Genomic DNA, 23236 nt, shown 5'->3' with positions numbered 1-23236 from the left:
CGGTTTCTCTGGTGTTGGCCCAACGTTGGCCTGCAGTTGTGGACAAAGTCAGGGGACAACCAGGGCGGCAGGACCGGCCGACGAACTCCCCAACGACAGGCTCAGCAGGCCGGCACTGTCCACCAGCCCCACGCGAATGGCCGAGACCTTGTATTCTCCCGCCGCAGCAGTGACATCCGCCGGTTTGGTGCCGGGCCAGCTCTGATCGGGCTGGACGTTGACATTGATGGCCACCAGCGTCCGGACAGCTGTCAGGACTGGCCCGACGGCGTTAATCACCGGTGTGATCAAGGCCTGCAGGCTTGTACCCAGGTTGGCGACCAGGCCGGTGTTGAAGATGGTGGCGTTGAGGACGGTCTTCACCACGTTGTTGGTTCCGGTGAGGAGGGCCGAGGTAATGGGTCCCAGCAAAGCAGCCACCACACCTCCCAAATCCAGGCCAATGACGTTGGCGGTTACTTGGGGTGCCGTGGCGGTGCCATCCAGGAAGTCGCCCAGAGATATACCTGTGCTGGCGCCGGTGGCCGCGCCTATCTTGACGCCGATGGTCGCTGCGTTGAGCCCGGCCAGTTTCAGGGTGATGTTGGTGGTGGCGTTCAATGTGATGGCGCGCAGCGCGGTAGTCAGCGCAGCCAGCACCCGGTTCTTCCACGAATCCAGCAAGGCAGTAACCCTGGAGGTCACCGCCGTCGTCGTGGCCGCATCCAGAACGACAGCGTGATTGGGTTCCATGCCGTTCAAGCCAGTCACCGAGCTGCCGGTCAGGGCCGCGATGTTGACCTTGACCGTCCCGGTTCCCAGGTTGACGGTGACAATCCCGTCCGTCATGGACTCGGTCATCATGGCGGTGACCCCGGTCAGATCCGGGGCAGAGAGCGTCGCAGTGGTGCTGATGGACCCGAGCGACAATGTCCCCAGCAACGGGTTGATCAGTGCCGAGACCCCGTCGGAGATCCCGGTAGTCAACCCACCCGGCCCCAGCAACGCATTCAGTTGCGCAGGAACCGTCCCCACCAGTGAAGCCCCGCTGGTGGACAACGTCCCGACGGCGGGAATCGCCGCCGTCAGGTCCAGCCCGGCAATCCCGTACTGGCGCTGGACGGTAGGTGTGGTGTCCAGCATCGGCCACCCGTTGCTCATGACACAGCTATCCACCTTGGAGGACGATGCAATCGCCCCAACATCAAGGGTCACCCCGGACAAGGAGGCAGGAACGATGTTGCCCAGCGAAATACTGGCCGCTTTCGGGGCACTGCCTGCACCCTGCGCTGTCCCTGCGACATCCACAGCACCCGTCTGGTCCGACACCAGCCCCGAAGCGCCCTGGGCCTGCCCGCTTTTCTGCGAGCGCGCCCACTGCGTATACGTTCCCAGGCCACCTACGGGAACACCCAATCCCAGCCCCACCGAGACCGGGCTGCTGCCCAAGGCCGTCACCGGAATCTTGGTGACATAAGCGTCAGTAGTGCCGGGTACCAGCACCGCAGAGACCGGGGTGGGCGAAGCGGTGGTGCCGTTGTTCAGCACAGTCAGCCCCTGGACCCCTGCCACGGTGTCCAGATTGGTGTTGAGCACTGTGCCGTGCAGTTCCCTCGCCCAGGCCTGGTTGGTGAACATGGAGTTTGTGCTGCAGTCTCCGGGCGAACTTACGCCGACGGCGCTTTTCACCCATTCGCTGTCCGTCCACGCAGCTGTGGTGATGCTTGTGGTGGCGGCCAGGCTGATGGCGGCCACTGCTGCCACGAGAATCGAACGGCGTGGACGGTTGAGGAATGCCCGGCGCAAGGGTTCGCTCAGCGGGCGTCGGAGTGTCATACGCCTTGCTCCTTGGCTTCACTCGGCCGTTTCAGCATCGCCAGGACGGCGGTTCCCAGGAGGAGCAGCGCGCCCCCGGCGAATAGCGCGGGGAGGGACGTGGCACCCGTGCTTCCAAGGGGTTCTTTGCTTCCGCCGTCGGCGGCCGGTGGCAGCGAAGGCGCGCTGCCGCCGTCGTCGTCTCCCATGGCGGTGACCCCGATCCCCAAGGTGAGCGCCGCGTCTTGGGGCGGGGCGCTGGCGGGTCCTGCCAGGGTGAAACGGAGGTACGGTGCGGTCCCGGCCCGGAGGTTGCTGAGCGGGACACGGAGGCCTTGGTCCCAATCGTTGAGGCGGGTGGGCTGGATCCTGGGCGTTGAGCCTTCGGGACAGCTCAGTTCCTTGTTCAGCCCGCTGTCGCCCTGCCACGGGGACGGGCATTCATCGACGGCGATGCCGTATCCGTCAGCGGCGGCCAGGCCGCCTGTGGCAACGAGCTGCAAGGAGGAGGTGGCTTGGGGCTTTTCCAGCGACAACCCGATCTGCCACACGAACGAATCGCCTGGCGCCAGTTGCGGGAACTCCAACGGGTACACGGAAGAGGAAAGCCAAAGGACGCCCGGGGTTCCGTTTTCGGGTACCGGGATGAGCTGGTCTGCGGCTTGGGCGGGGACGGCACAGAACAGCACCCCGACGACGGCGGCACACGCTGCCGCTGCGGGCCTCACCACCCGGTTCCACTGCTTCACAGCTCTTTCACCTCCCTGTTGACACCACACCTTTGTGACGGGGTACCCGCTTGGGCCAGTACGCCCACACCACAAGCGCGGCGACCGCCATGGTTGCGGCGCCGATGAAACCAGGCCCCCGCATGGCCATCACCCAGGAACCCACTGCGGGTACCGTTGCCAGTACCTTCCGGGCGGTGTCCACCTGGTACGGCAGCGGATCTTCCGAGCTGTTCGCGTCGCCCTTGAGCCGTAAGGAAGCACCAGAGCCGTCAGGCTCCACCGACACCACGCGGTGGGTGACCAGGACGCCGGATTCCGAGCGTTTCACGGAGACGACATCACCCGGGACCAGCTCCGCAGCGGGGACCTGCACGGTAAGGGACAGCGCCCCGACCGGGTAGATGGGCTCCATGGATCCGGTCCGGAAGACCACGAACGACGCCTTGTAGACGAAACCCAGGACCAGCGCCAGAATGCACACCAGCCCGAGCAAGGCCAGCAGAGTCAAGGCAATTTCACGGGAGACCTTGAGGATGCGGGACAAGACGGCCCAGAAGCCCGCCCCGCCTAGGGCAGGGGCCGAAGGGGGCAATGGGGACGAGCTTCTGGTCCGGGTCAAGGGCTCTGTCACAGAGCTGCGTTACGAGCTGACGATGCTGGTGAACCTCCACAGCGGAACCGTCTGCTTTCCCTGCAGGGTCACGTCCGTCACGGCGGACGGGAGGGTGATGGCGAAGCAAATGTTCACCGCGGAGCCGGCCGTTGCTGCGTCGGCACCCTTCGGCAGTGTGATGGGGGTTGCGGAAACTGTCGTCAGCGGGACGCCGGCAGCTGCCGAACCTACGATGTCGGTGCCGCCGGTCAGCGTACCTGCAGCGCAGTTGGCCGGTGTGACGCCCTGGACCGCACGGTAGGTCAGGGCGTTGTAGAGGGCCAGGGAATTGGTGGTGGTGTCGGTTCCGCCGAGCTTGACTGCCTCCGCCAAAGTGGCCGTCAGGGCTTCGGAACCTGCCGCGGCCCGGAGCTGCATGGGCGCGTAAGCAGTATCACCGGGCTTGAGGGCGGCCGAGATGGCGCCGAACGTCAGTGCCCCGTCAGTTGCCGAGCTCGGCACGGTGGGGATGTTCGGCTTGTCGCTCCACGCATCGGCGCCCGTACCGTTGGTGTTGCTGAAAGTGTTTTGCTCCATGTGGTAGGTCAGCGTGCCCGGTCCGTTGTCCCCACCGGAATTGCCGAAGACCCACTCGTTGTCTGTCCATGCAGCCAAGGTGAACGCAGCTCCCACGCCCAGGACAAGCCCGCCGGCGAGGAGCGCCCGAACTTTCGTTGCCTTGTTGGATGACGTCTTAGCGACCATTGTTTAACCCCCACAGTTGATGATGCTGAGCTGGCGGGGAGGCCGAACGGTTCCCCCGGAACCAGTAGTTTCAAACGTCATTATCTGGGGAGGGAAAAGCCCCACCCGGCCGAGGTGCACTTTAGGGTTAATGCCGGCGTTCGACGCTGGCAGGGAGCGCCGCACCGGCGTCGAACCTTGTGCCGCAGTTGCGGGCGGGCCGAGATGCCTGACACGTTTCCCGGGCAACACGCCGCGTCGCATTAAGTGGCGCGCCGGGACGGCCCCCATTGGGGCAGTAAGTCCGGTAAGGTTAGTTAGCCCCCAACAGCACCCTTTGAGGTTCGGCTGCGGCATGCCCGCGGCCCCTTGGAACGGTGCGCTGTAACACCTAGGAGACCTAACCCCTGATGCAAGAACTGGCGACTGAATCACCCGAAGAAATCCTCTGGAACCGCCGCTACGAACCGCACATCGCTGAGGTCAACGAGCTGTGCGACTCCATCAAGGAGCAGAAGCCAGGCAGCGAGGTCCTCTACATCGACCCCGCCCACAGCATGGATGACTGCCGCATCGTCAGCCTTTTCTCCAATCAGCGCACCACCACCGGTGAGGGCTTCATCACCCCCGGCGACGAGGAAGCAGCCACCCGCATGCTCGGCATGCAGTGGCAGCTGGGCCTCCGCCCCGAGCTCATGATGCCGTGGAACGCCTACCCGTGGATCGAGCCCAACGAGGAGCCGGGCAAGCTCACCCCCGCCAACATCACCGAGGGCCTCAAGCCACTGCTTCGCCTCCTGCAGCTCCTGCCGCGCACCTCTGCCCTGGTGGCACACGGAAACGAAGCCCACCGCCTGGCGGACCAGCTCATGAAGGCTGCACCAGCCAGCATCGCGCGCCGCGGTTTCAAGACGTTCAAAGTCCGCTCGCTCGGTGGCCGCTCCTTCGCGGGCACGCCGGCACGCCAGCAGGAATACCTGGACGCCATCCACGGTGCCTACGCCGAGGCCATGGCCCGCACGGGCATTCCCCGCAAGGCCTAGTCACACCTTCGTTGTGGGGCCCGCTTTGCGTCCCAATCCCCCGGGAAACCCCGCAGACCAGGCCCCACAACACACTCACCTTCGTTGTGGGGCCCGCTTTGCGTCCCAATCCCCCGGGAAACCCCGCAGACCAGGCCCCACAACACACACGACGACGGCGGCCCTCACCTTTTGGTGAGGGCCGCCGTCGTCGTTGGGGTTCTTGTGGTGGGGCCGGGTCAGCCGACCAGCATGCTGCGGAGGTCCTTCAGGATCAGCTGGGCGCCTGTGGGGCCGAGGCCGAGGAACCAGACGTCGTCATTGACCGCTTTCGCGTGGCCGGCTTTGACTGCGCCGAGCTTGGGCCAGACAGCGCCTTCAACTACAGAGGTTTCCCCGGTGGCTGAGGGGTCGCCGTAGCTGCTGTAGAAGATCCAGTCGGCGTCGCCTTGCTCGATGTTCTCGGCCGAGATTTCAGCCGCGAGTTCATCAATGTTCTGGTTCTCCGGGCGGGCCAAGCCTGTGTCCTTCAGGATGACGCCGATGAGGGACTTGTTGGCATACAGGCGGATCTTGCCCGGCAGGAAGCGGACCAGCGAGATCTTCGGGTCGCCCTTGACGTCTGCCTTCAGCGCGTCAGCTTCGCTCTGGTAGTCGTTGAGGGCTTTGGTGGCCTTGTCTTCCTCGCCCAGTGACTTGCCGACCAGGAGGAAGTTTTCCTTCCACGGGAAGCCTGGCCGGATGCTGAACACGGTGGGGGCAATGGATGACAACTGCTTGTAGAGTTTGTCGGCCCGGAGCTTGCTGCCGAGGATGAGGTCCGGCTTGAGCGCTGCGATGGCTTCAAGGTTGAGGTCCTGGATGGTGCCCACGGAGGGGACATCCTTGACCTTGTCAGCCAGGTAGGTGGGAACAGGGTTGGCGCCTTCGGTGGTGGCCATGCCCACCGGCGTGACGCCAAGGGTGACGACGTCGTCGAGTTCGCCGGTGTCGAGTACCACCACGCGGGTGGGCTTCTTTTCCAAGGTTGTTTCACCGTTTGCGTGCGTCAGGGTGCGCGGGAAAACGCCGGGCGCGGCGTCCGTGCCGAGCTTCGCCGTTTCCTGGTCAGCGGTGGTGAACTTCGATCCTCCCGTGGCAACATCGGCGTTGCCCGCGCTGGAACCCGAGGTACCACTGGTGCCGCAGCCCGCGACGAGGCCCATAAGCAAGGTGGCACCGACCGCCTTCATTACGAGCTTTCGCGCACGGGAGCCCTTGGGCGGCTGAACTTCAAAATCGTCATTTTTCACTGGGTAAGGCTAACCTAATTAGGGCACACTTCTGTGACGTTGTGACGACAGTCACGGATAGCCCTACCTTTATTGCCCCTCTCTGAAATGGTCCCTGTCGTGTCCCAACTGATGGCTCCCGCTCCCAAGCCGCACGCCGGCGAGCCAGCAACCGCGGCCCAGTCAGGTGACAACGCGGCCCCACGCGGCGGCGTCGTCAAGAGATCCGGCTGGCGCGTCACCTTTTTGTTCGCGGCGGCCGCAATCCTTCTCGGTGCCGTGGTGCTAAGCCTGGGTGTCGGTGCGAAGCTCATCCCGGCGTCCACCATTCTCCAGGCCTTCACCAACCCGCAGGACACCGCCGATCACGCGATCATCCTTGAAAGCCGGTTGCCGCGCACTTTGATGGGGATCGCTGTGGGAGTCGCCTTGGGCATGGCCGGCGCGCTGATCCAGGCCATTACCCGGAATCCACTGGCCGATCCCGGCATCCTCGGGGTCAACGCGGGTGCCTCGTTTGCGATCGTGGTGGCCATTGGTGTCTTCGGGGTAGCTACCCTGAGCGGCTACATCTGGTTCGCGTTTGGCGGGGCCATCCTCACCACCGCAGCGGTCTACCTGATCGGAACCTCAGGACGGAACGTGGTGAATCCCATCCGGCTGACACTGGCCGGTGTTGCCCTGGGCGCCGTCCTCACCGGCATTGGCTCCGGACTCACGCTCCTGAACCCCAAGGCCTTTGACCACCTGCGCTCGTGGAGCATCGGCTCACTGGACACCCGCAGCATGGAGTCCGTTGCCACGGTGGCACCGTTCATGGGCGTGGGATTGCTCGTGGCGTTGTTCTGCGTCCGTGGCCTCAACGCCCTGGCACTGGGAGACGACCTCGCCACTTCCCTTGGCGCCAACGTCAACCGCACCCGCATCCTGGGCGTCGTGGCCATCACCCTCCTCAGCGGCGCAGCCACAGCAGGAGCTGGCGCCATCGGCTTTGTGGGACTCATGGTTCCCCATGTGGCCCGGTGGATCGTGGGCCCGGACCAGCGGTGGATCATGGCCACGACAGTCCTGCTCTCCCCCATCCTGCTGCTGGTATCGGACGTTGTTGGCAGGGTTGCCGCACCCGGTGAGCTGCAGGTAGGTGTGGTGACAGCGTTCATCGGCGCGCCTGTACTCATTGCTTTGGCACGGCGCCGGAAAGTGAGCGGGCTATGAGCCGCCTGGACCCAGGGAAGAGGGTCGACTTCGGCCGGCCTGTTGCTGTGGTCCGCAACCGTTCGCTGAGCCTCCGGCTGGATATCCGCAGCATGCTCGTCTGCGTTCCGCTGCTTCTGGCCGCGCTTGCCGTAGCCGTGGTTTCGCTGGCCACGGGTGACTACGAGGTCTCCGTACAACAAGTACTGCAAGCCTTCACCGGCGATGCCCCGGGGCTCGCCCAAACAATCGTCATGGAATGGCGCCTTCCCCGGGTCGTGGCGGCGCTGGTGTTCGGTGCGGCGCTTGGCATGAGCGGCGGCATCTTCCAGTCCATGACGCGCAACCCGCTGGGCAGCCCTGACATCATCGGCTTCAATACGGGTGCCTACACCGGGGCGCTCATTGTGATGCTCACGGTGGGTGGCAGTTATGCGGGAGTTGCGGCCGGCGCCTTGGTGGGCGGAGTCCTCACAGCCCTGGCCGTCTATTTGCTGGCCTACCGCCGTGGTTCCCAGGGCTTCCGGCTCATCATCGTGGGCATCGGCATCAGCGCCATGCTTGCTGCGCTGAACCACTGGCTCATCCTGCAAGCCGAACTCGAGGCCGCACTGGCGGCCGCCGTCTGGGGAGCCGGGTCCCTCAACGGCATCACGTGGGAGCAAGCGGCGCCGGCCGCCGTCGTGGTTGTTGTGGTTGGTTTGGCCACGCTGGCCGTGGCGCGTCGCATGCAGCTCCTGGAAATGGGCGACGACGCCGCCCGCGCCTTGGGCGTCCGGGCCGAACCCACCCGTTTGCTGCTGCTCATCCTGGGCGTTGCGCTGACGGCTGCCGTCACTGCAGTGGCCGGTCCCATCGCCTTCGTGGCCCTCGCCGCTCCCCAGCTTGCCCGGCGGCTCACCCGGAGTGCCGGCATCACATTGGTGCCTTCCGCGGTGATGGGTGCCTTCCTGCTGGTGTCCAGCGACCTCGCGGCGCAGCGTCTCTTCGCTCCGATCCAACTGCCAGTTGGGGTTGTGACGGTGTGCATCGGCGGTATCTACCTCGTTTGGCTGCTGGCCAGGGAAGCAAGGAAATCATGAGCCTCACCACTGCTGCACCGCAGCTCCACGCAGAAGCCCTGACCATTGGCTATGAGCAGCGCGTCATCTCCGAGAACCTCAATGTGCGCATCCCCGAGGGGAAGTTCACGGTGATCGTCGGGCCCAACGCCTGCGGCAAGTCCACGCTGCTGCGGGCGCTCGCCCGGCTCATCAAGCCCCGCAGCGGACAGGTGCTGTTGGACGGAAAATCCGTGACGTCGCTGCCCGCAAAGGAACTGGCGCGCCGGCTCGGGTTGCTCCCCCAGTCCTCCATCGCCCCCGACGGCATCACGGTCGCTGATCTCGTGGCCCGTGGCAGGTACCCGCACCAGAAACTCCTGCGGCAGTGGAGTGTGGAGGACGAGTCCGCGGTAGCGGAGGCCATGGAAGCCACCGGAGTCTCGGCCCTGTCCGGGCGCCTGGTGGACGAGCTCTCCGGCGGTCAGCGGCAGCGCGTGTGGGTGGCCATGGTGCTCGCCCAGCAGACGCCGCTGATGCTCCTGGACGAACCCACCACCTTCCTCGATATTGCTCACCAGATCGAGCTGCTGGAACTCTTCCGCGAGCTCAACCTGGACAAGGGCCACACACTGGTTGCCGTGCTCCACGACCTCAACCACGCCAGCCGCTACGCGGACCACATCATCGCCATGAAGGACGGCGTGGTGGTGGCCGAAGGCGCCCCCGCCGACGTCATCACCGGGTCCTTGGTGGAGGAAGTGTTCGGGATGGCCTGCAAAATCATCGATGACCCCGTGACGCACACGCCGCTGGTGGTCCCGCTGGGACGCCCGCGGCACTCAGCCGTCACGGACTGACGCCCTTAACGACGACGGCGACCCTCGCCTTTTGGTGAGGGTCGCCGTCGTTCGTTTGCTTGGCTTTAGCGGGCTTCGAGCGCTGCCTTGGCCTTCGGGTCCGAGTCGTTCAGGAACTTCTCGATCCGCTCAGGTTCTTCAGCTTCACCGATCGCCGAAGCGGCCCGGCCCAGTGCGTAAAGCGCGCGCAGGAAGCCCTGGTTGGGCTCGTGCTCCCACGGGATGGGTCCGACGCCGCGCCAACCGTTGCGGCGCAGCGAATCGAGGCCGCGGTGGTAACCGACCCGGGCGTAGGCGTAGGACTCGATGGTCCGGCCCTCCGCCCAGGCCTCCTCGGCGAGGATGGCCCACAGCAGTGACGATGTGGGGTTCTGCGCCACGAGGTCCAGTGCTTCCTTGCCGAGGGCCAAGTGCTGGTAGATCTCGTTCTCGGCGGGCAGGAGCGTGGGCTCCGGCCCCATCAGGTTCTTCCGGAATTCGTCGGACATCAGAAGGTCTTGCCCACCGATCCGAGCTGCTGGGCGGCTTCGACGATGCGCGCGGCCATGCCGGCTTCAGCGGAAGCGCCCCAGACGCGGGGGTCGTAGGTCTTCTTGTTGCCCATTTCGCCGTCGACCTTCAGGACGCCGTCGTAGTTGGAGAACATGTGGCCGGCAACCGGGCGGGTGAAGGCGTACTGGGTGTCGGTGTCGATGTTCATCTTGATGACACCGTAGGAAACGGCGTCAGCGATTTCCTGTTCCGTGGAGCCGGAGCCGCCGTGGAACACGAGGTCGAACGGGTTTTCCTTGCCGATCTTGGCGCCAACCTCAGCCTGGATCTGCTTGAGCAGTTCGGGGCGGAGCTTCACGTTGCCCGGCTTGTACACACCGTGCACGTTGCCGAAGGTCAGTGCGGTCAGGTAGCGGCCGTTTTCGCCGGCACCCAGGGCCTCGATGGTGGCGAGGGCATCCTCGGTGGTGGTGTAGAGCTTCTCGTTGATCTCGTTCTCAACGCCGTCTTCTTCGCCACCAACGGTGCCGATTTCAACCTCGAGGATGATCTTGGCAGCAGCTGCGCGCTCCAGCAGTTCACGGCCGATGCGCAGGTTCTCGGAGAGGGTCTCGTGCGAGCCGTCCCACATGTGCGAGTTGAAGATCGGGTCCTTGCCGGCCTTGACGGCTTCCTCGGAAGCGGCCAGCAGCGGCAGAACGAAGTCCGCCAGCTTGTCCTGCGGGCAGTGGTCCGTGTGCAGGGCGATGTTGACGTTGTAGTTCTTGGCAACTTCGCGGGCGAACGCGGCGAAGCCGAGGGAACCGGCAACCATGTCCTTGACCGAAGCGCCGGACCAGTAGGCTGCGCCACCGGTGGAAACCTGGATGATGCCGTCCGATTCGGCCTCGGCGAAACCGCGGATCGCAGCGTTCAGAGTCTGCGACGACGTCACGTTGACCGCAGGGAAAGCGAATCCGCCAGCCTTTGCGCGGTCGATCATCTCGGAGTAAATCTCTGGGGTTGCAATGGGCATGGTGACTCCTATGCTGAATTCGTCTGTGGGTTGGTAACCCTGGAGTAGACCGCTTACGGCTAGCACCCATCCTAGCGATATCCGCGGGGGCGCCGTGTTTCGGGTCACTGGGGCTCTTAACACTTCCGCCGAGTTGGCATTTAATGACAATCCCGCGCGGGCGTCTTCAGGTGGCTAGTGCAACACCCCTGTAGTTGGAGGGGTGTCATGGTCAAGAAGTTGCCGTGGTCGGTTCGTGCGTGTGCGTATGAGCACTTGCTGGCGGGTGAGGACACGGGACGAAGTGCTGCCGCGGCTGGGGTGTCCCGGCAAGCGGTGTCGCAATGGGCGAAACTAGCGGGCATGGAACTTATCTCCGGCCCTGGTGGTGGCGTGCGTCTTCCGATGGCTTCGGAGGTGCTTTCGCGGGATAAGGAGCGAAGGTACCGGCGGCTGACTTTGGAGGACCGGGCTTATATCAAGGCCTGTCTGGGCTTGCCGGAGCCGCGTTCCATGCGACAGATCGCCAAGGAGTTGGGCGTGCATCCATCAACGGTGTCCCGGGAGATCCGCCGACACAGTATCGAGCATTGGGCCCGGCGCTATTACGACGCCGGGGTTGCCCAACACCGGGCACTGGTCCGCCGTAGACGGAACCGGCCCGTGAAGCTCTCTGCGGGAACGGCGGTGTGGAAGGAGGTCGTGGCACGCTTGAACCAGCGTTTCTCACCTCAACAGAGCGCTGCGGACCTGAAGAAGACGTTCCCCGAGCAGCCGGAGATGCACGTGTCCCACGAGTCAATTTACCAAGCCCTTTACGTGCAGGGCCGGGGTGCCTTGCGGCATGAACTTGCCGTGGAGAAGGCCCTACGTTCGGGCCGGACCGGTCGTAAGCCCCAATCAAAGCTGCCTGCCAGGAACGTAAGGCCCTGGCTTGAAGGGGCCCGGCTGAGCGACCGGCCCGCCGAAGTCCAGGACCGGGCCGTGCCCGGCCATTGGGAAGGTGATTTGGTCGTGGGTCCCGGTAACTCCGGGATCGTCACCTTGGTCGAGCGCTCCTCACGGTTCACTTTGCTGGGCCGGCTGCCGGGAGCCAGGGACAGCGCGACGGTCATCGAGGTCATGCAGAAAATGATCCACACCCTGCCCCAGGCGATCCTTAAAACGATCACCTGGGACCAAGGCACGGAAATGGCTCAACACGCCAAGTTCACAGTAGCGACCGGCTGCCAGCTGTTCTTCTGTGACCCGCACTCACCCTGGCAACGCGGCACGAACGAGAACACCAACGGACTGGTCCGCGATATCCACCCCAAAGGCACGAACTTCAACCAGGTCAGCGACGAAGAACTCGCCCACACCCAGCACCTGCTCAACATCCGACCGCGTCAAACACTCCAATGGGACACCCCAACTGAAAGACTGACCAAACTAATCGATGGTGTTGCACTAGCAAGCTGAAACCGCCGCGCTGCGATTGTCATTAGATGTCACCTCGCGCGCCAGCCGCGGCTCTGGAGGGCACGGCGGACTTTATGGACGACGGCGGGCCGCTCACCTTCGAGGTCATGCTTGGAAATCCGGACTTCCAGCCAGCCAAGGGCGAGCGACTTCTCTTGGCGCTCGATATCCCGCAAGTGTTGCTCCGCGCCGCCATGGTGTTGGCCGTCGTATTGGAGGGAGACCAGGTACTCAAGGTAGGCGGCGTCCGGCCACAGCACGGCCTGGCCGAACTGATTGCGGATCGCGTGGTTGAGCACGGGTTCGGGCAGGTTGGCGTTGACCAGGGCCAGACGCATCCGCGATTCGGGGGCGGAGTCGGCGCCGACACGGATGAGTTCCAGTGCCGCCCGAGCAGTCCGCACTCCCCGCATGCCCGGATGGCTTCCCACGGCATCTTGCAACTCTGCGATACTGCACAACGCTTCTTTGGGCACCGGGAAATCGGGGCCATGAGAGGACACGAGGTAGTCGCCGGCTGCAACCAGGTCCTCCACGGTGGACAACGCGGCCAAGTCCAGCCACGTCCGCGCAGGCGAGGTGACTCGGACGCCGTCGTACTCCACCGTTTCCTCCGGAAGGAGCGTGAGGAGGTGTCCCGCCACGTTGACCCTGCGGGGAAAACTGAATCCCCGGCGTCGTGCAAGGTGGATGCGCCAATCCCCGCTGAGCCGGGCAGGCACTGGAATACCCCAGAGCCGCGCCGCCGACAGCGAGACGAGGATGGAGGAGTCATCCAGGTCCGTGTAGGCGCGCAAGGCGGCGGCTCCGGAAGCATCGGACGCAGCCGGGACACGAATTCCCCTGGAAACCAGCACCAAGTCCTTGGCACGTGTCCGTGACCGGGTTACCCCGGCCTTGTCCGATGCGTGCACAGAGAAGGAACCCGTGGCCAGATGATCCGGAAGTGGTGCCCTGCGCATGCCCCATTCTTGCTGGTCCGCCGGGTGCGCATCGGGTTATCCACAGCCTTCGCCGCACGCGCCCCGCCGAGGTGGCATTTAATGACAATCCCGAGCAGGCGGTTTCAGCTTGCTAGTGCAACACCATCGATTAGTTTGGTCAGTCTTTCAGTTGGGGTGTCCCATTGGAGTGTTTGACGCGGTCGGATGTTGAGCAGGTGCTGGGTGTGGGCGAGTTCTTCGTCGCTGACCTGGTTGAAGTTCGTGCCTTTGGGGTGGATATCGCGGACCAGTCCGTTGGTGTTCTCGTTCGTGCCGCGTTGCCAGGGTGAGTGCGGGTCACAGAAGAACAGCTGGCAGCCGGTCGCTACTGTGAACTTGGCGTGTTGAGCCATTTCCGTGCCTTGGTCCCAGGTGATCGTTTTAAGGATCGCCTGGGGCAGGGTGTGGATCATTTTCTGCATGACCTCGATGACCGTCGCGCTGTCCCTGGCTCCCGGCAGCCGGCCCAGCAAAGTGAACCGTGAGGAGCGCTCGACCAAGGTGACGATCCCGGAGTTACCGGGACCCACGACCAAATCACCTTCCCAATGGCCGGGCACGGCCCGGTCCTGGACTTCGGCGGGCCGGTCGCTCAGCCGGGCCCCTTCAAGCCAGGGCCTTACGTTCCTGGCAGGCAGCTTTGATTGGGGCTTACGACCGGTCCGGCCCGAACGTAGGGCCTTCTCCACGGCAAGTTCATGCCGCAAGGCACCCCGGCCCTGCACGTAAAGGGCTTGGTAAATTGACTCGTGGGACACGTGCATCTCCGGCTGCTCGGGGAACGTCTTCTTCAGGTCCGCAGCGCTCTGTTGAGGTGAGAAACGCTGGTTCAAGCGTGCCACGACCTCCTTCCACACCGCCGTTCCCGCAGAGAGCTTCACGGGCCGGTTCCGTCTACGGCGGACCAGTGCCCGGTGTTGGGCAACCCCGGCGTCGTAATAGCGCCGGGCCCAATGCTCGATACTGTGTCGGCGGATCTCCCGGGACACCGTTGATGGATGCACGCCCAACTCCTTGGCGATCTGTCGCATGGAACGCGGCTCCGGCAAGCCCAGACAGGCCTTGATATAAGCCCGGTCCTCCAAAGTCAGCCGCCGGTACCTTCGCTCCTTATCCCGCGAAAGCACCTCCGAAGCCATCGGAAGACGCACGCCACCACCAGGGCCGGAGATAAGTTCCATGCCCGCTAGTTTCGCCCATTGCGACACCGCTTGCCGGGACACCCCAGCCGCGGCAGCACTTCGTCCCGTGTCCTCACCCGCCAGCAAGTGCTCATACGCACACGCACGAACCGACCACGGCAACTTCTTGACCATGACACCCCTCCAACTACAGGGGTGTTGCACTAGCCACCTGAAGACGCCGCACCGGGACTGTCATTAAGTGCCACCTCGGGGAAGCTACGAGACCGGCTGTTGGAACACGTGGCGGCGCACCCACGCGTGCATGGCGATGGCCGCCGCGGAGGCCGCATTCATGGACCGGGTGGAGCCGAACTGCTCCATGGACAGGGTTGCGACGGCGGCATCGTGCACCTCAGGCGTGAGACCGGGACCTTCCTGCCCGAACACCAGGACGCAGTTCTTCGGGAGATCGTACGTTTCAAGCGGTACGGAATCCGGGAAGATGTCGATGCCGATCACGGCAAGCCCCTCCCCCTCGGCCCACTGGACGAAGTCCTCAACCGTGGGGTGGTGGCGGACGTGCTGGTAGCGGTCGGTGACCATGGCCCCGCGACGGTTCCACCGCCGTCGGCCAATGATGTGGACCTCCTTGGCGAGGAAGGCGTTGGCGGTCCGCACCACGGTGCCGATGTTGAGGTCATGCTGCCAGTTCTCAATGGCGATGTGGAAATCGTGCCGCTTCGAATCGAGGTCGGCGACAATAGCTTCGTGCTTCCAATAGCGGTACTGGTCAACCACGTTGCGCCGGTCGCCGTCACGCAGGAGGTCCGGATCCCAGTGCTCGCCAACCGGCCACTCGCCTTCCCAGGGCCCGACGCCGACCTCCGCCTTCGCTTCGGCCTCGCCTTCTGCGGTGGTCCCCTCCGGGGACGCGGCAGGTGCGGGCAGGGCTGTGTTGGGGGGAAGGTCAGTCACCCCTCAACTTTAGCCCTGCCGTTTCCCCGCTTGAGCCCGTGCCCCGATTGAGCCCGTGGCCCGTTGGAGCGCGGGTTCCTAGCCCATCTTCCACTTGTTGATGCGGTACGAGTTGGCCAGCTGCTCGAAGAGACCCGGGTGCGCGTCCCAGTAGGTCTTGTGTCCGCTGACACCGAGCATCTGCGGAGTGCCCCATGGCGTAACGGAGAACAGGTTCACTGCCTGGATGGCCTCGCCGCGGGCGTTGGTGCAGGTGAACCCGACAACAACAGCCGCACCACGACGGAACTCACGGATCTCCGGCATGGAGGTCTTGAAGTCCGAGGCGCACTTGTGGCCTACCAGGTTCTGCGGCAGTTCAGTGGCTGTCATGCCCTTGTACCGGGCCTCGATATCTTCCAGGGCCTTCTTGATTTCCGCCGGATCCTTGCCGAACTTGCCTTCCTCGGATTCAGCGAAGAAGGCATAGGCGAGCGCGATCCCGTCGCCGTCGGTCTCCACCGTGCCTTGGGCCTTCTTCTGGATCTCTTCGCCCGTGGTGGGGTCCTTGGTGATGCCGAATGATTCGTCGTGGGTCCACTCGGCCAAGTACTGGAAGGACGATTCGCCCGTGACCCATTTGCTGAACAACGGGTCGCCGTCCGCTGGAACGTTGCTGGGGCCCGCGAAGTTCTCCCATGCTGACGGCAGCGGGATGGCCCCGGCCGGGATGTCGGTGGACGCCGACGCGTCACCGGAAGGCTCAGCCTCGGCGGACGGATCCGCAGACGGCTCAGCGGCCGCATCCGACGCCTCGTCCGAGGACGTGACCGAAGGCGACGGCGAGTCAACGGCAGTCGGCTTGGTCAGGGACGGAATCAACCAGGTGAACGCAACTACCAGGGCAATGATCACGACGACGGCGACACCGCCGAGGATCAGGAACAGGGACTTCCTGTTGTGGTCACCCGGGTTCTGGCCGGGTCCCGTTGGCTGGCCCGGGTAGGGGCCGCCGGGCGGTGGGAAACCGGGCTGGTTGGGGTTGCCAGGGTGGCCCGGGTAGCCCAGCTGGTTGGGGTTACCGGGATGGCCCTGCTGCACGGGGAAGGCCTGGGTGGGGTCGTGCTGTGCAGGAAAAGCCTGCGTCGGAAAAGCCTGCGTCGGCGCGTCCTGCGGCTGGGCTGGCTGCGGCTGGATCGGTTGCTGGCCTTCCGACCGTTGCTGGCCCTCCGGCTGCGGCTGGCCTTGCTGCTGGGCTTCCGGCTGGTACATGGGCTGCGCTTGCCCGGGCTGGTACTGGCGGTACTGCTCTTTGCCCGTGTCGTAGCGTGGCTGCGGTACGCCGTCCGGATTGTAGGGAGGCTGGGGTACGCCGTTGTTGTTGCTCATGGCAAGGCCCTTTCACATGCTGTGGGCACCGGAACATCCTTGCGGACACAACCGGTGGTCTATCCGGAACGAGGGACCTGCTGAAGCGGACGGCGTGGTGCTCACCGTGTCGATCCCCCGACCCACGGTGCCGGCGCGCGAGCACGCCGCAATCAGTCCAGCGCCGCATCCAGGCCGGCGCCGGAACAAGCGTAGACCAGGCCGGCGCGCCCAACGCAAGTCACGCCGTCGAAATGCCGGGGCCCAACGGGAAGCGCATCACTCAAAACGGGTGGCTGTCATGGCCGCATTTCCACGGATGAGGCCGAAGGTTCCCGCTACGGCGCAACAGGAAAGGGCAAGGCTCACCGCCAGAGCAACGAAGTAGCCGGGTTCCGGCCAGGCCACTTGATAGTTGTCGTTGATGGCCGTCACCATGAGCCAAGCGGTCAGGAAGCCGAGGCTCACGGAGAGCAGCAAAACACTAAGAAGGGGGACGACAGCTTCACGGGTGATGATCCCCCGAAGCACAGAAGCGGGCATCCCCATGAGCCGCATGAGGCCGAAGACGCGTTTGCGGTCCATGATGGCCGCAGCGGTCCCGACAGCCAGGGACAACCCGGCGATGGCAACCGCGACGAACATGCCCAGATATGCCAACGCAGCCAAACCCTGGATCAGGCGGCGGGACGATTGCAGTTGGACATCGGGGGTGGCACTCGCTGGTGTGGCCGTTGCGGCCGAGCTGTCCAATACTGTCCGGGCGCGGTCCATGGCCTCAGGCGTGCCGTCCGTCCCGAGCACCACCACCACGGGGACCAGACCCTCGAGGCTTCCGGCCGGCGCCGGTCTCAGCGACAGCGGTTGCGTGGTCCAAAAGTAGAGGAAGGTCCCGTCCACAGCGACGACCCCGGAGGAAGGGATGTCTTTGAACCCCAACTCCAAGGCGTCCTTGCTGGTGAAGACGAGCTCGGACCCAGCGCCGGCTTCAGACAACGCGGCGGGGCCGTATCCGATAACAGCGCTCCGGATGCCGGGCTTTGATGTGGCCTCCGAGACGGTCCGCGCCACAGAGGCCTGCAGCTCCCCCGGCCGTTCTGTATCCCCGGAACGGACCGTCGCCTGCAGACTCGTGGGCTGAAGGAGACCGGGCCGCGCCACGGGACCCTCGTCCGACTGGACAATACTGGATGCCCCGGCAAACACGGACACGACGAAGACGGCGACAACCAAACCGGAGACCGAACGGAAAGTCGCCACCGGGGTCCTCTGGATGCGGCTGGCCGCGATGACCGCGGCTGCACTCCCGGCGTATCGCAACCCGGCACGGCTCACGGTCCTGGTCATCCAGGGGCCGATCACCACGATCCCCGCCAACACGGCCATGAAGCCAACTACCAACAAGGGCGACTCAAGCCAGGGAAGCCGGATTTTCAGGACACGGATGATAACCACAGCCGATCCCATGAAGAGCAAGCCAAGAAGCAGCGGCAATGCGCGCCAGGCCGTGGGGACTTTGTCGTGCACGGTCCTGTTCACGCCCAAGGGCCCCACGTCGGCACGGGCGGTCCTTAAAGCGGCAACCAGCGCTGAGGCCCCCACCACCATGGCCACCACCATCACTGCAGCAGTCCACCCGGTGTGCAGGTCCGTGGCGAACATCCTGCTGCCGTTGACCGGTACCTCCGCCGCCAACGGGGTCAAGACGACGGCCAAACCCGCACCCACGACCGCGCCGATAAGGCCGGGAATCATAACCTCAGCGGCGGCTATCCGTGAGACCGTGCGTGTTGACGCTCCGATGAGCCTCAGTGTGGCAAAGCGTTCCCGACGCTGCGCGGCACCCAGCCCAGTGACGATGCTGATCAACAGCAGCACCGGAAAGAACACCGCGAGGGCGCCGATCATCAATACTGTGACGTAGCTGGCCGCGCTGCCCCCGTAGGGGTTGCTGGTGAAGTCCGACACGATGGCGGCGCTACCGCCTCGGCGAAGCTCAGCTTCCTGCCCACCCGTGATGACCATCAGCGAGTCCGGGCCCGGGAGTGCCGAGTCATCGATGATGCCGGCGAATTTACCGAAGCGGTCACCCAGCTGGTCCCCGGGCGTGGATTCAATAAGGCGCTGCAGGGCCGGCGATGCGTAGTAGCTTCCTGGTTCAGGCGGCCTGCCGATCCCGGGAATTTCCATGGTGGTGGACGGCAGGGCCGCGAAGTCGCGCCGCTCGATGAGTTTGTCCCGGAAGACCTCTGCGCCCCTGGTACGCATCAGCGCGCTATCCGGCGTCAAAGGTATGGGGGCTGCGCTCCCTGAAGCGTCGAGGGTCCCGGAGACGGAGGGACTACCCGATTCGCGGAGCCACGCGCCGCGATCGTCCCGGGCTTGCAGCCCGTTTGCTCCACCCCATAGCAATAACAACAGGCAAACCCCGACGGCGACGCCTCCCGCGATTCCGGCAAGCCTGCCGTAGGCGGACCGGCTTCCAAGCACCGCAAGGCGCAACAAGCCTGTGTTCAGTCGCATCTTTCCGGCATTCACGGGGACACCCGGTAGCCGGCACCCAGGACGCCGTCGCGGACGATGACTTCCCGGTCGGCGTAAGCAGCGGTGCGGGCATCATGGGTAATCATCACTACCGTGGTTCCCGCCTGACGCACAAGTTCCAGCATCAGGGTCAGGACAGCTTCCGAGGCCAGTGAGTCGAGGGCACCGGTAGGCTCGTCCGCAAACAACAAGGCAGGGGAGGTCACCAGCGCACGGGCAACCGCCACACGCTGGGCCTGGCCACCGGACAGTTCACCAGGCAACTTGGCACTCAGGCCGCCCAGCCCGAGCTGCTCCAGGAGGTCCGAAGATCTACGGAGGGCCTCCTGGCGGTTGATCCCGTCCAGGAGCAACGGAAGGCTGACATTGTCGGCGGCCGAGAGCTCCGGCAGGAGCTGCCCAAACTGGAATACGAACCCAAACTCCGTCAATCTCAGGCGCGAGCGTTGGGGCTCGCGCAAGGAACTGATATCGCTGGGGGTTCGTCCGGAAGGGCTGTAGGTGACGGAACCGGCGTCGGGCGTCAGGACGCCTGCCAGGCAGTGCAGCAGGGTGGACTTTCCGGATCCGGAAGGGCCCATGACGGCAAGAACTTCTCCCGGGTGGACATCGAGGTCGATGCCTCTCAGTGCCTCCGTTGGGCCGAAGGAGTGGCGGAGACCGCGGGCACTGAGGATGGGGGCTGTGTTGTCTGTGGTCATACGCCCATCAGCTCCTTCGTGAGTTGGGTCAGACGGGCACTGGTAAGGTCCATCCACCGCAGGTCCGCTTCGATATGGAACAACCCGTGGTCACACATCAGGACCTGCAGCAAGTCCGCGTCCTTCTTGAGCCTGGTCAGTTCACGCATCCGGGCCATGTGCTCGCTGCGCTGCAGGTCAAGGAGCCGCTCAGCATCGTCGTGAAGGAGCAGGGCGATCACTGTCTTGGCGAACAGGTTGCTTTGCAGTGATTCCGAGGGGACGTCCGGGGTGAACAGCCATTCGCGGACCTTGGCCTCACCGGCCAGTGTGATTTCGTACTTTTTGCGGTCGGGACCGCCCCCGGTCTCTTCTCCCAGTGCGCGGATCAGTTCGTCGCGGACCATGCGCGCCAGAGTTGAATACACCTGCCCGAACGCCAGGGCTTTTCCGGCCCCGAAGTATCGGTCATAGGAGTGCTTGAGGTCGTAGCCGTAACTGGCTTCGCGGCTCAAGAGGCCAAGGAGGGTAAGTGAGTTGTTCACGACTCCATCTATACACTCAGTTTATAGTTAAACACCAGCACCGCTACGTGATGTCCGGCAGCCCGAATGATGAAAGACTGGGAAGCAGTGCATGAACAACCCCAGCCGGAGGCAAATATGGCAGAAGAAACCACGCCCCACCCGTCCACGTCGGTTTACCGTAATGGCCACGAGATCGAATGCTGGCTCACGGACATGGACGGCGTCCTCGTCCACGAAAACCAGGCCATCCCCGGCGCAGCCGAGCTCATCCAGCGCTGGGTGGATACGTCCAAGCGCTTCCTGGTGCTGACCAATAACTCCATCTTCACCCCGCGCGACCTCGCAGCCCGCCTTCGTGCGTCCGGCTTGGAAGTCCCCGAAGAGAACATCTGGACCTCCGCACTCGCCACAGCCCAGTTCCTCAAGGACCAGGTGCAGTCCTCCGATTCGGGCAACCGCGCGTACACCATCGGCGAGGCCGGCCTCACCACCGCCCTGCACGAAGCCGGATTCATCCTCACGGACACCGACCCCGATTTCGTGGTCCTCGGCGAAACCCGCACCTATTCCTTCGAAGCGATCACCATGGCCGTCCGCCACATCCTGGCCGGCGCCCGCTTCATCGCCACCAACCCGGACGCCACCGGCCCTTCCAAGGACGGTCCCATGCCCGCTACAGGTGCCATCGCGGCCATGATCACCAAGGCCACGGGCCGCGAACCGTACATCGTGGGCAAGCCGAACCCCATGATGTTCCGCTCCGCCATGAACCAGATCGATGCCCACTCGGAGACCACGGCCATGATCGGCGACCGCATGGACACGGACATCGTGGCCGGCATGGAAGCGGGCCTGCACACGGTCCTGGTGCTCAGCGGAATCACGCAGCGCGAGGAAATCGTGTCCTTCCCCTTCCGGCCCAACCAGATCCTGAATTCAGTGGCCGACCTGAAGAGCCAGATCTAAGAAGGAACCACCATGGCTGTGCTCAATCTGCGTCCCCTGGCGGGGGGACGGATTCTCAGGGGGAGCCAGCCGTTCGGCTTGGATGCCGCGGCAACGTCAGGGTTCCTGGTGGAACACGGCATCCAAGCCATCGTTGACCTGCGCAGCGAGCTGGAGCGCTCGCTCGTTCCGTGGTTGGTTCACGACGGCGGCGGCGGGCCGGCCGCTGCAGCCCCACCCGCCGTCGAACTCATCCATAACCCACTGGACCCCAACGCCATCGCGGGGTCGCTCCAAGCCGTGGAGACGGCCGAGGACCTGGGCGAGCTGTACCTCGGCTGGATCCGGCTGCGGCCCGAATGGGTGGCTGAGGCCCTGCGACCCGTGGCGCGTGGCAAACGCACGCTGGTGCATTGCTCACTGGGCAAGGACCGGACCGGCGTGGTTTCCGCGGTCGGGCTCCTGGCAGCAGGCGGGACCGAGGACGACGTAGTAGCCGACTATGTGGCGACCACCGCCAACCTGCCGGACGTCCTGGAGGTAATGGCCGAAACATGGCGGCTCAGAGTCCCATCAACTGCGGCAGAGTATTTCAGCCCCGACCTCATGATCCTGCAGAGCCCGGAAGCTGCCATGCGGCACTTCCTGGCCGGATTCTCCAAGGAATTCGGCGATGTCGGCGGCTTCCTGCGTGAAGCGGGCCTCACCGCCGTCGAGGTTGAAGCGTTGCGCTGAACGCTCCAGCCACCTTACGCAGGCCTGATGATCTTCCCATTGGGCTCCTGGTACGACGGTTCCTCCGGTTCGGGCGGCAGGGGCAGGAGCTCATCCTGTACCTTTTCCAGCAATGGCCGGTATACGCCGGCGTTCCACTGCGGACTCGCGTGCGCCGGCCGTGCGCCCTCGGTACTCAGGGTGGGCAGGGCCATGTTGGCGCCGAAAACCTTGCTCCATCCCGCACGCGCCGATTCGTAGTCCACGGTGCCGTCCTTGGAGTTGCCCATGAACGCCATCTTGGCGCCACCGATCTTGCCCGCGAACCGCAGCCCGTCAAAGTGGTAGATGTAGGCCGACTCTGTCTGGATCAGGACACTGGAAGGCGCGATGGGCGAAAGCTGTTCCATCGTCTGATCGAGGATCTGCCGCCACGTGCGCTCGTCCTTGTGAACCACGCGCTCCCCCAGCTCATAGCCCCCGCGCAGCACCGAAGGAATGCGGAAGCCGTTCTCATAAAGGAACACAACGCCGTCGAACCAGCTCTGGTCCAGGGCGTCTGCGCGGCTGAACGGACTCGAATCCAGGACGATCACCTGCGTTTCCACGCCATGGAGTTCCAGCAGGCGTGCAGCAACCTGGGTCGCGAGCATTCCGCCAAAGCTGTGACCGTAGAAGTACAGCTTCTCCAGTTCCAGCTCGCGGACATGCAGGATGATTGCGCGGACTACTTCATCGACGTCCAGGCCCAGATTGGAATATCCGACGGCGGCCAGGCGGCCGCGTTGGTGCAGTGCAGGACGCAGCGAGTTGAGGATCCACTGTGCTTCTTCCCAACTGGTTTTGTACCCGGGAAAGAGGATCCAACTGGCTTTGGGAAAGTACAGGTCCGAGTACGGGTCCGGGACCCGAAGGATTTTGGTGGCCCGGCGCTCCGCCTGGACGCGCCTGGTGAATAGCATGTCCCCGGCCAGGGCTGCGGAAATGCCGGCGTAGGTCAGGAAATTACGGCGGGACGTCTTCTTGAGCCGGGCAGCGTAAGGCAGGATCCGGGCCCAGGAGCCCGGATCCCCCGCCGTTTCAGGTTCCGGAGTTACCGGCGCGGGAGGGTTTTCAGTCACCTCCGGCGGCGCCGGGAGCTTCCCTACTTGAACGTCCACGCAGCAAGCATAGGCTTCGGCGGCACTGCCTTACATCCCCGC

The 23236-nt window shown here is 64.5% G+C and carries 22 protein-coding genes; 7 read left to right on the top strand and 15 right to left on the bottom strand.

Annotation, left to right across the window (positions count from 1 at the left end; all coding sequences use genetic code 11):
- Positions 1-48 precede the first annotated feature (48 nt).
- From PYR64_RS00625 to PYR64_RS00610, 4 genes are all read right to left on the bottom strand, one after another.
- Positions 49-1815, bottom strand: a complete 1767-nt coding sequence (locus PYR64_RS00625) for a choice-of-anchor G family protein (RefSeq protein ID WP_275777722.1) — start codon at positions 1813-1815, stop codon at positions 49-51.
- Complete coding sequence (locus PYR64_RS00620) at positions 1812-2543, bottom strand: hypothetical protein (protein WP_275777721.1); 732 nt, start codon at positions 2541-2543, stop codon at positions 1812-1814. The genes PYR64_RS00625 and PYR64_RS00620 overlap by 4 nt, the downstream gene beginning before the upstream one ends.
- A 7-nt stretch (positions 2544-2550) precedes the next feature.
- A complete protein-coding gene (locus tag PYR64_RS00615; protein ID WP_018780069.1) occupies positions 2551-3069 on the bottom strand; it encodes a signal peptidase I in 519 nt (172 codons plus the stop codon).
- Between the two features lie 96 nt (positions 3070-3165).
- Positions 3166-3882 (bottom strand): SipW-dependent-type signal peptide-containing protein, encoded by a 717-nt coding sequence (locus tag PYR64_RS00610; protein WP_275777717.1) that lies wholly within the window; start codon positions 3880-3882, stop codon positions 3166-3168.
- Between the two features lie 389 nt (positions 3883-4271).
- Between PYR64_RS00610 and PYR64_RS00605 the strand changes: the two genes are divergently transcribed.
- Entirely contained in the window at positions 4272-4904 is a 633-nt protein-coding gene (locus PYR64_RS00605) for a hypothetical protein (protein WP_018780067.1), read from the top strand.
- A gap of 218 nt (positions 4905-5122) precedes the next feature.
- On the opposite strand, the gene PYR64_RS00600 is transcribed toward PYR64_RS00605, so the two are convergent.
- Positions 5123-6115, bottom strand: coding sequence for an iron-siderophore ABC transporter substrate-binding protein (locus PYR64_RS00600; RefSeq protein ID WP_275780042.1), 993 nt, complete (start codon positions 6113-6115; stop codon positions 5123-5125).
- A gap of 147 nt (positions 6116-6262) precedes the next feature.
- Between PYR64_RS00600 and PYR64_RS00595 the strand changes: the two genes are divergently transcribed.
- From PYR64_RS00595 to PYR64_RS00585, 3 genes are read left to right on the top strand one after another with little or no spacing between them, the layout of a single operon-like run.
- The gene (locus tag PYR64_RS00595) at positions 6263-7369 is read left to right on the top strand and encodes an iron chelate uptake ABC transporter family permease subunit (RefSeq protein ID WP_018780065.1); all 1107 of its coding nucleotides are present in this window, start codon (positions 6263-6265) and stop codon (positions 7367-7369) included.
- Entirely contained in the window at positions 7366-8430 is a 1065-nt protein-coding gene (gene fepG, locus PYR64_RS00590; RefSeq protein ID WP_275777713.1) for an iron-enterobactin ABC transporter permease, read from the top strand. Before PYR64_RS00595 ends, fepG begins: the two co-directional genes overlap by 4 nt.
- Positions 8427-9248 (top strand): ABC transporter ATP-binding protein, encoded by an 822-nt coding sequence (locus PYR64_RS00585; protein WP_039239502.1) that lies wholly within the window; start codon positions 8427-8429, stop codon positions 9246-9248. The genes fepG and PYR64_RS00585 overlap by 4 nt, the downstream gene beginning before the upstream one ends.
- Before the next feature lie 65 nt (positions 9249-9313).
- On the opposite strand, the gene PYR64_RS00580 is transcribed toward PYR64_RS00585, so the two are convergent.
- Positions 9314-9736, bottom strand: coding sequence for a DUF3151 domain-containing protein (locus PYR64_RS00580; RefSeq protein WP_039239501.1), 423 nt, complete (start codon positions 9734-9736; stop codon positions 9314-9316).
- Complete coding sequence (gene fbaA / locus PYR64_RS00575; protein ID WP_018780061.1) at positions 9736-10755, bottom strand: class II fructose-bisphosphate aldolase; 1020 nt, start codon at positions 10753-10755, stop codon at positions 9736-9738. Before fbaA ends, PYR64_RS00580 begins: the two co-directional genes overlap by 1 nt.
- Before the next feature lie 207 nt (positions 10756-10962).
- Between fbaA and PYR64_RS00570 the strand changes: the two genes are divergently transcribed.
- Positions 10963-12195 carry an IS30 family transposase gene (locus PYR64_RS00570; protein ID WP_307730309.1) on the top strand — a complete coding sequence of 411 codons (1233 nt, stop codon included), beginning with the start codon at positions 10963-10965 and terminating at the stop codon, positions 12193-12195.
- 29 nt (positions 12196-12224) lie between these two features.
- On the opposite strand, the gene PYR64_RS00565 is transcribed toward PYR64_RS00570, so the two are convergent.
- The 7 genes from PYR64_RS00565 to PYR64_RS00535 all read right to left on the bottom strand — a co-directional run bounded on the left by PYR64_RS00565 (position 12225) and on the right by PYR64_RS00535 (position 20393).
- On the bottom strand, positions 12225-13157 hold the full coding sequence (locus PYR64_RS00565) for a hypothetical protein (RefSeq protein ID WP_210078490.1): 933 nt from the start codon (positions 13155-13157) through the stop codon (positions 12225-12227).
- Between the two features lie 104 nt (positions 13158-13261).
- Positions 13262-14317 carry an IS30 family transposase gene (locus tag PYR64_RS00560; protein WP_227453710.1) on the bottom strand — a complete coding sequence of 352 codons (1056 nt, stop codon included), beginning with the start codon at positions 14315-14317 and terminating at the stop codon, positions 13262-13264.
- A gap of 261 nt (positions 14318-14578) precedes the next feature.
- Complete coding sequence (locus tag PYR64_RS00555; protein WP_275780040.1) at positions 14579-15250, bottom strand: TrmH family RNA methyltransferase; 672 nt, start codon at positions 15248-15250, stop codon at positions 14579-14581.
- 105 nt (positions 15251-15355) lie between these two features.
- Positions 15356-16645 carry a hypothetical protein gene (locus PYR64_RS00550; protein WP_275777707.1) on the bottom strand — a complete coding sequence of 430 codons (1290 nt, stop codon included), beginning with the start codon at positions 16643-16645 and terminating at the stop codon, positions 15356-15358.
- 258 nt (positions 16646-16903) lie between these two features.
- On the bottom strand, positions 16904-19147 hold the full coding sequence (locus tag PYR64_RS00545; protein ID WP_275777705.1) for an FtsX-like permease family protein: 2244 nt from the start codon (positions 19145-19147) through the stop codon (positions 16904-16906).
- Positions 19148-19158: 11 nt separating this feature from the next.
- Positions 19159-19869, bottom strand: coding sequence for an ABC transporter ATP-binding protein (locus PYR64_RS00540; RefSeq protein WP_018779446.1), 711 nt, complete (start codon positions 19867-19869; stop codon positions 19159-19161).
- Positions 19866-20393: a PadR family transcriptional regulator gene (locus tag PYR64_RS00535; RefSeq protein ID WP_275777703.1), complete on the bottom strand. Its 528-nt coding sequence runs from the start codon at positions 20391-20393 to the stop codon at positions 19866-19868. Before PYR64_RS00535 ends, PYR64_RS00540 begins: the two co-directional genes overlap by 4 nt.
- A gap of 117 nt (positions 20394-20510) precedes the next feature.
- Between PYR64_RS00535 and PYR64_RS00530 the strand changes: the two genes are divergently transcribed.
- Positions 20511-21341, top strand: coding sequence for an HAD-IIA family hydrolase (locus PYR64_RS00530; protein ID WP_110505386.1), 831 nt, complete (start codon positions 20511-20513; stop codon positions 21339-21341).
- A gap of 12 nt (positions 21342-21353) precedes the next feature.
- Positions 21354-22055, top strand: coding sequence for a tyrosine-protein phosphatase (locus PYR64_RS00525; RefSeq protein WP_275777700.1), 702 nt, complete (start codon positions 21354-21356; stop codon positions 22053-22055).
- A 14-nt stretch (positions 22056-22069) separates the two neighbouring features.
- Here PYR64_RS00525 and PYR64_RS00520 read toward each other — a convergent pair whose 3' ends face one another.
- A complete protein-coding gene (locus PYR64_RS00520) occupies positions 22070-23194 on the bottom strand; it encodes a thioesterase domain-containing protein (protein ID WP_275777698.1) in 1125 nt (374 codons plus the stop codon).
- Positions 23195-23236 lie beyond the last annotated feature (42 nt).

It is taken from the genome of Paenarthrobacter sp. Y-19 (genome assembly GCF_029223985.1).
Taxonomy (GTDB): Bacteria; Actinomycetota; Actinomycetes; order Actinomycetales; family Micrococcaceae; genus Arthrobacter; species Arthrobacter nicotinovorans.
This window is presented reverse-complemented; position numbering and strand designations above follow the sequence as displayed.

Excerpts from the sequence above, each read along its gene's own strand:
- PYR64_RS00625 (WP_275777722.1), bottom strand. The coding sequence starts at position 1,815 with ATGACACTCCGACGCCCGCTGAGCGAACCCTTGCGCCGGGCATTCCTC.
- PYR64_RS00610 (WP_275777717.1), bottom strand. The coding sequence starts at position 3,882 with ATGGTCGCTAAGACGTCATCCAACAAGGCAACGAAAGTTCGGGCGCTC.
- PYR64_RS00605 (WP_018780067.1), top strand. The coding sequence starts at position 4,272 with ATGCAAGAACTGGCGACTGAATCACCCGAAGAAATCCTCTGGAACCGC.
- PYR64_RS00600 (WP_275780042.1), bottom strand. The coding sequence starts at position 6,115 with ATGAAGGCGGTCGGTGCCACCTTGCTTATGGGCCTCGTCGCGGGCTGC.
- PYR64_RS00595 (WP_018780065.1), top strand. The coding sequence starts at position 6,263 with ATGGTCCCTGTCGTGTCCCAACTGATGGCTCCCGCTCCCAAGCCGCAC.
- fepG (WP_275777713.1), top strand. The coding sequence starts at position 7,366 with ATGAGCCGCCTGGACCCAGGGAAGAGGGTCGACTTCGGCCGGCCTGTT.
- PYR64_RS00585 (WP_039239502.1), top strand. The coding sequence starts at position 8,427 with ATGAGCCTCACCACTGCTGCACCGCAGCTCCACGCAGAAGCCCTGACC.
- PYR64_RS00580 (WP_039239501.1), bottom strand. The coding sequence starts at position 9,736 with ATGTCCGACGAATTCCGGAAGAACCTGATGGGGCCGGAGCCCACGCTC.
- fbaA (WP_018780061.1), bottom strand. The coding sequence starts at position 10,755 with ATGCCCATTGCAACCCCAGAGATTTACTCCGAGATGATCGACCGCGCA.
- PYR64_RS00570 (WP_307730309.1), top strand. The coding sequence starts at position 10,963 with ATGGTCAAGAAGTTGCCGTGGTCGGTTCGTGCGTGTGCGTATGAGCAC.
- PYR64_RS00565 (WP_210078490.1), bottom strand. The coding sequence starts at position 13,157 with ATGCGCAGGGCACCACTTCCGGATCATCTGGCCACGGGTTCCTTCTCT.
- PYR64_RS00560 (WP_227453710.1), bottom strand. The coding sequence starts at position 14,317 with ATGGCTTCGGAGGTGCTTTCGCGGGATAAGGAGCGAAGGTACCGGCGG.
- PYR64_RS00550 (WP_275777707.1), bottom strand. The coding sequence starts at position 16,645 with ATGAGCAACAACAACGGCGTACCCCAGCCTCCCTACAATCCGGACGGC.
- PYR64_RS00545 (WP_275777705.1), bottom strand. The coding sequence starts at position 19,147 with ATGCGACTGAACACAGGCTTGTTGCGCCTTGCGGTGCTTGGAAGCCGG.
- PYR64_RS00540 (WP_018779446.1), bottom strand. The coding sequence starts at position 19,869 with ATGACCACAGACAACACAGCCCCCATCCTCAGTGCCCGCGGTCTCCGC.
- PYR64_RS00530 (WP_110505386.1), top strand. The coding sequence starts at position 20,511 with ATGGCAGAAGAAACCACGCCCCACCCGTCCACGTCGGTTTACCGTAAT.
- PYR64_RS00525 (WP_275777700.1), top strand. The coding sequence starts at position 21,354 with ATGGCTGTGCTCAATCTGCGTCCCCTGGCGGGGGGACGGATTCTCAGG.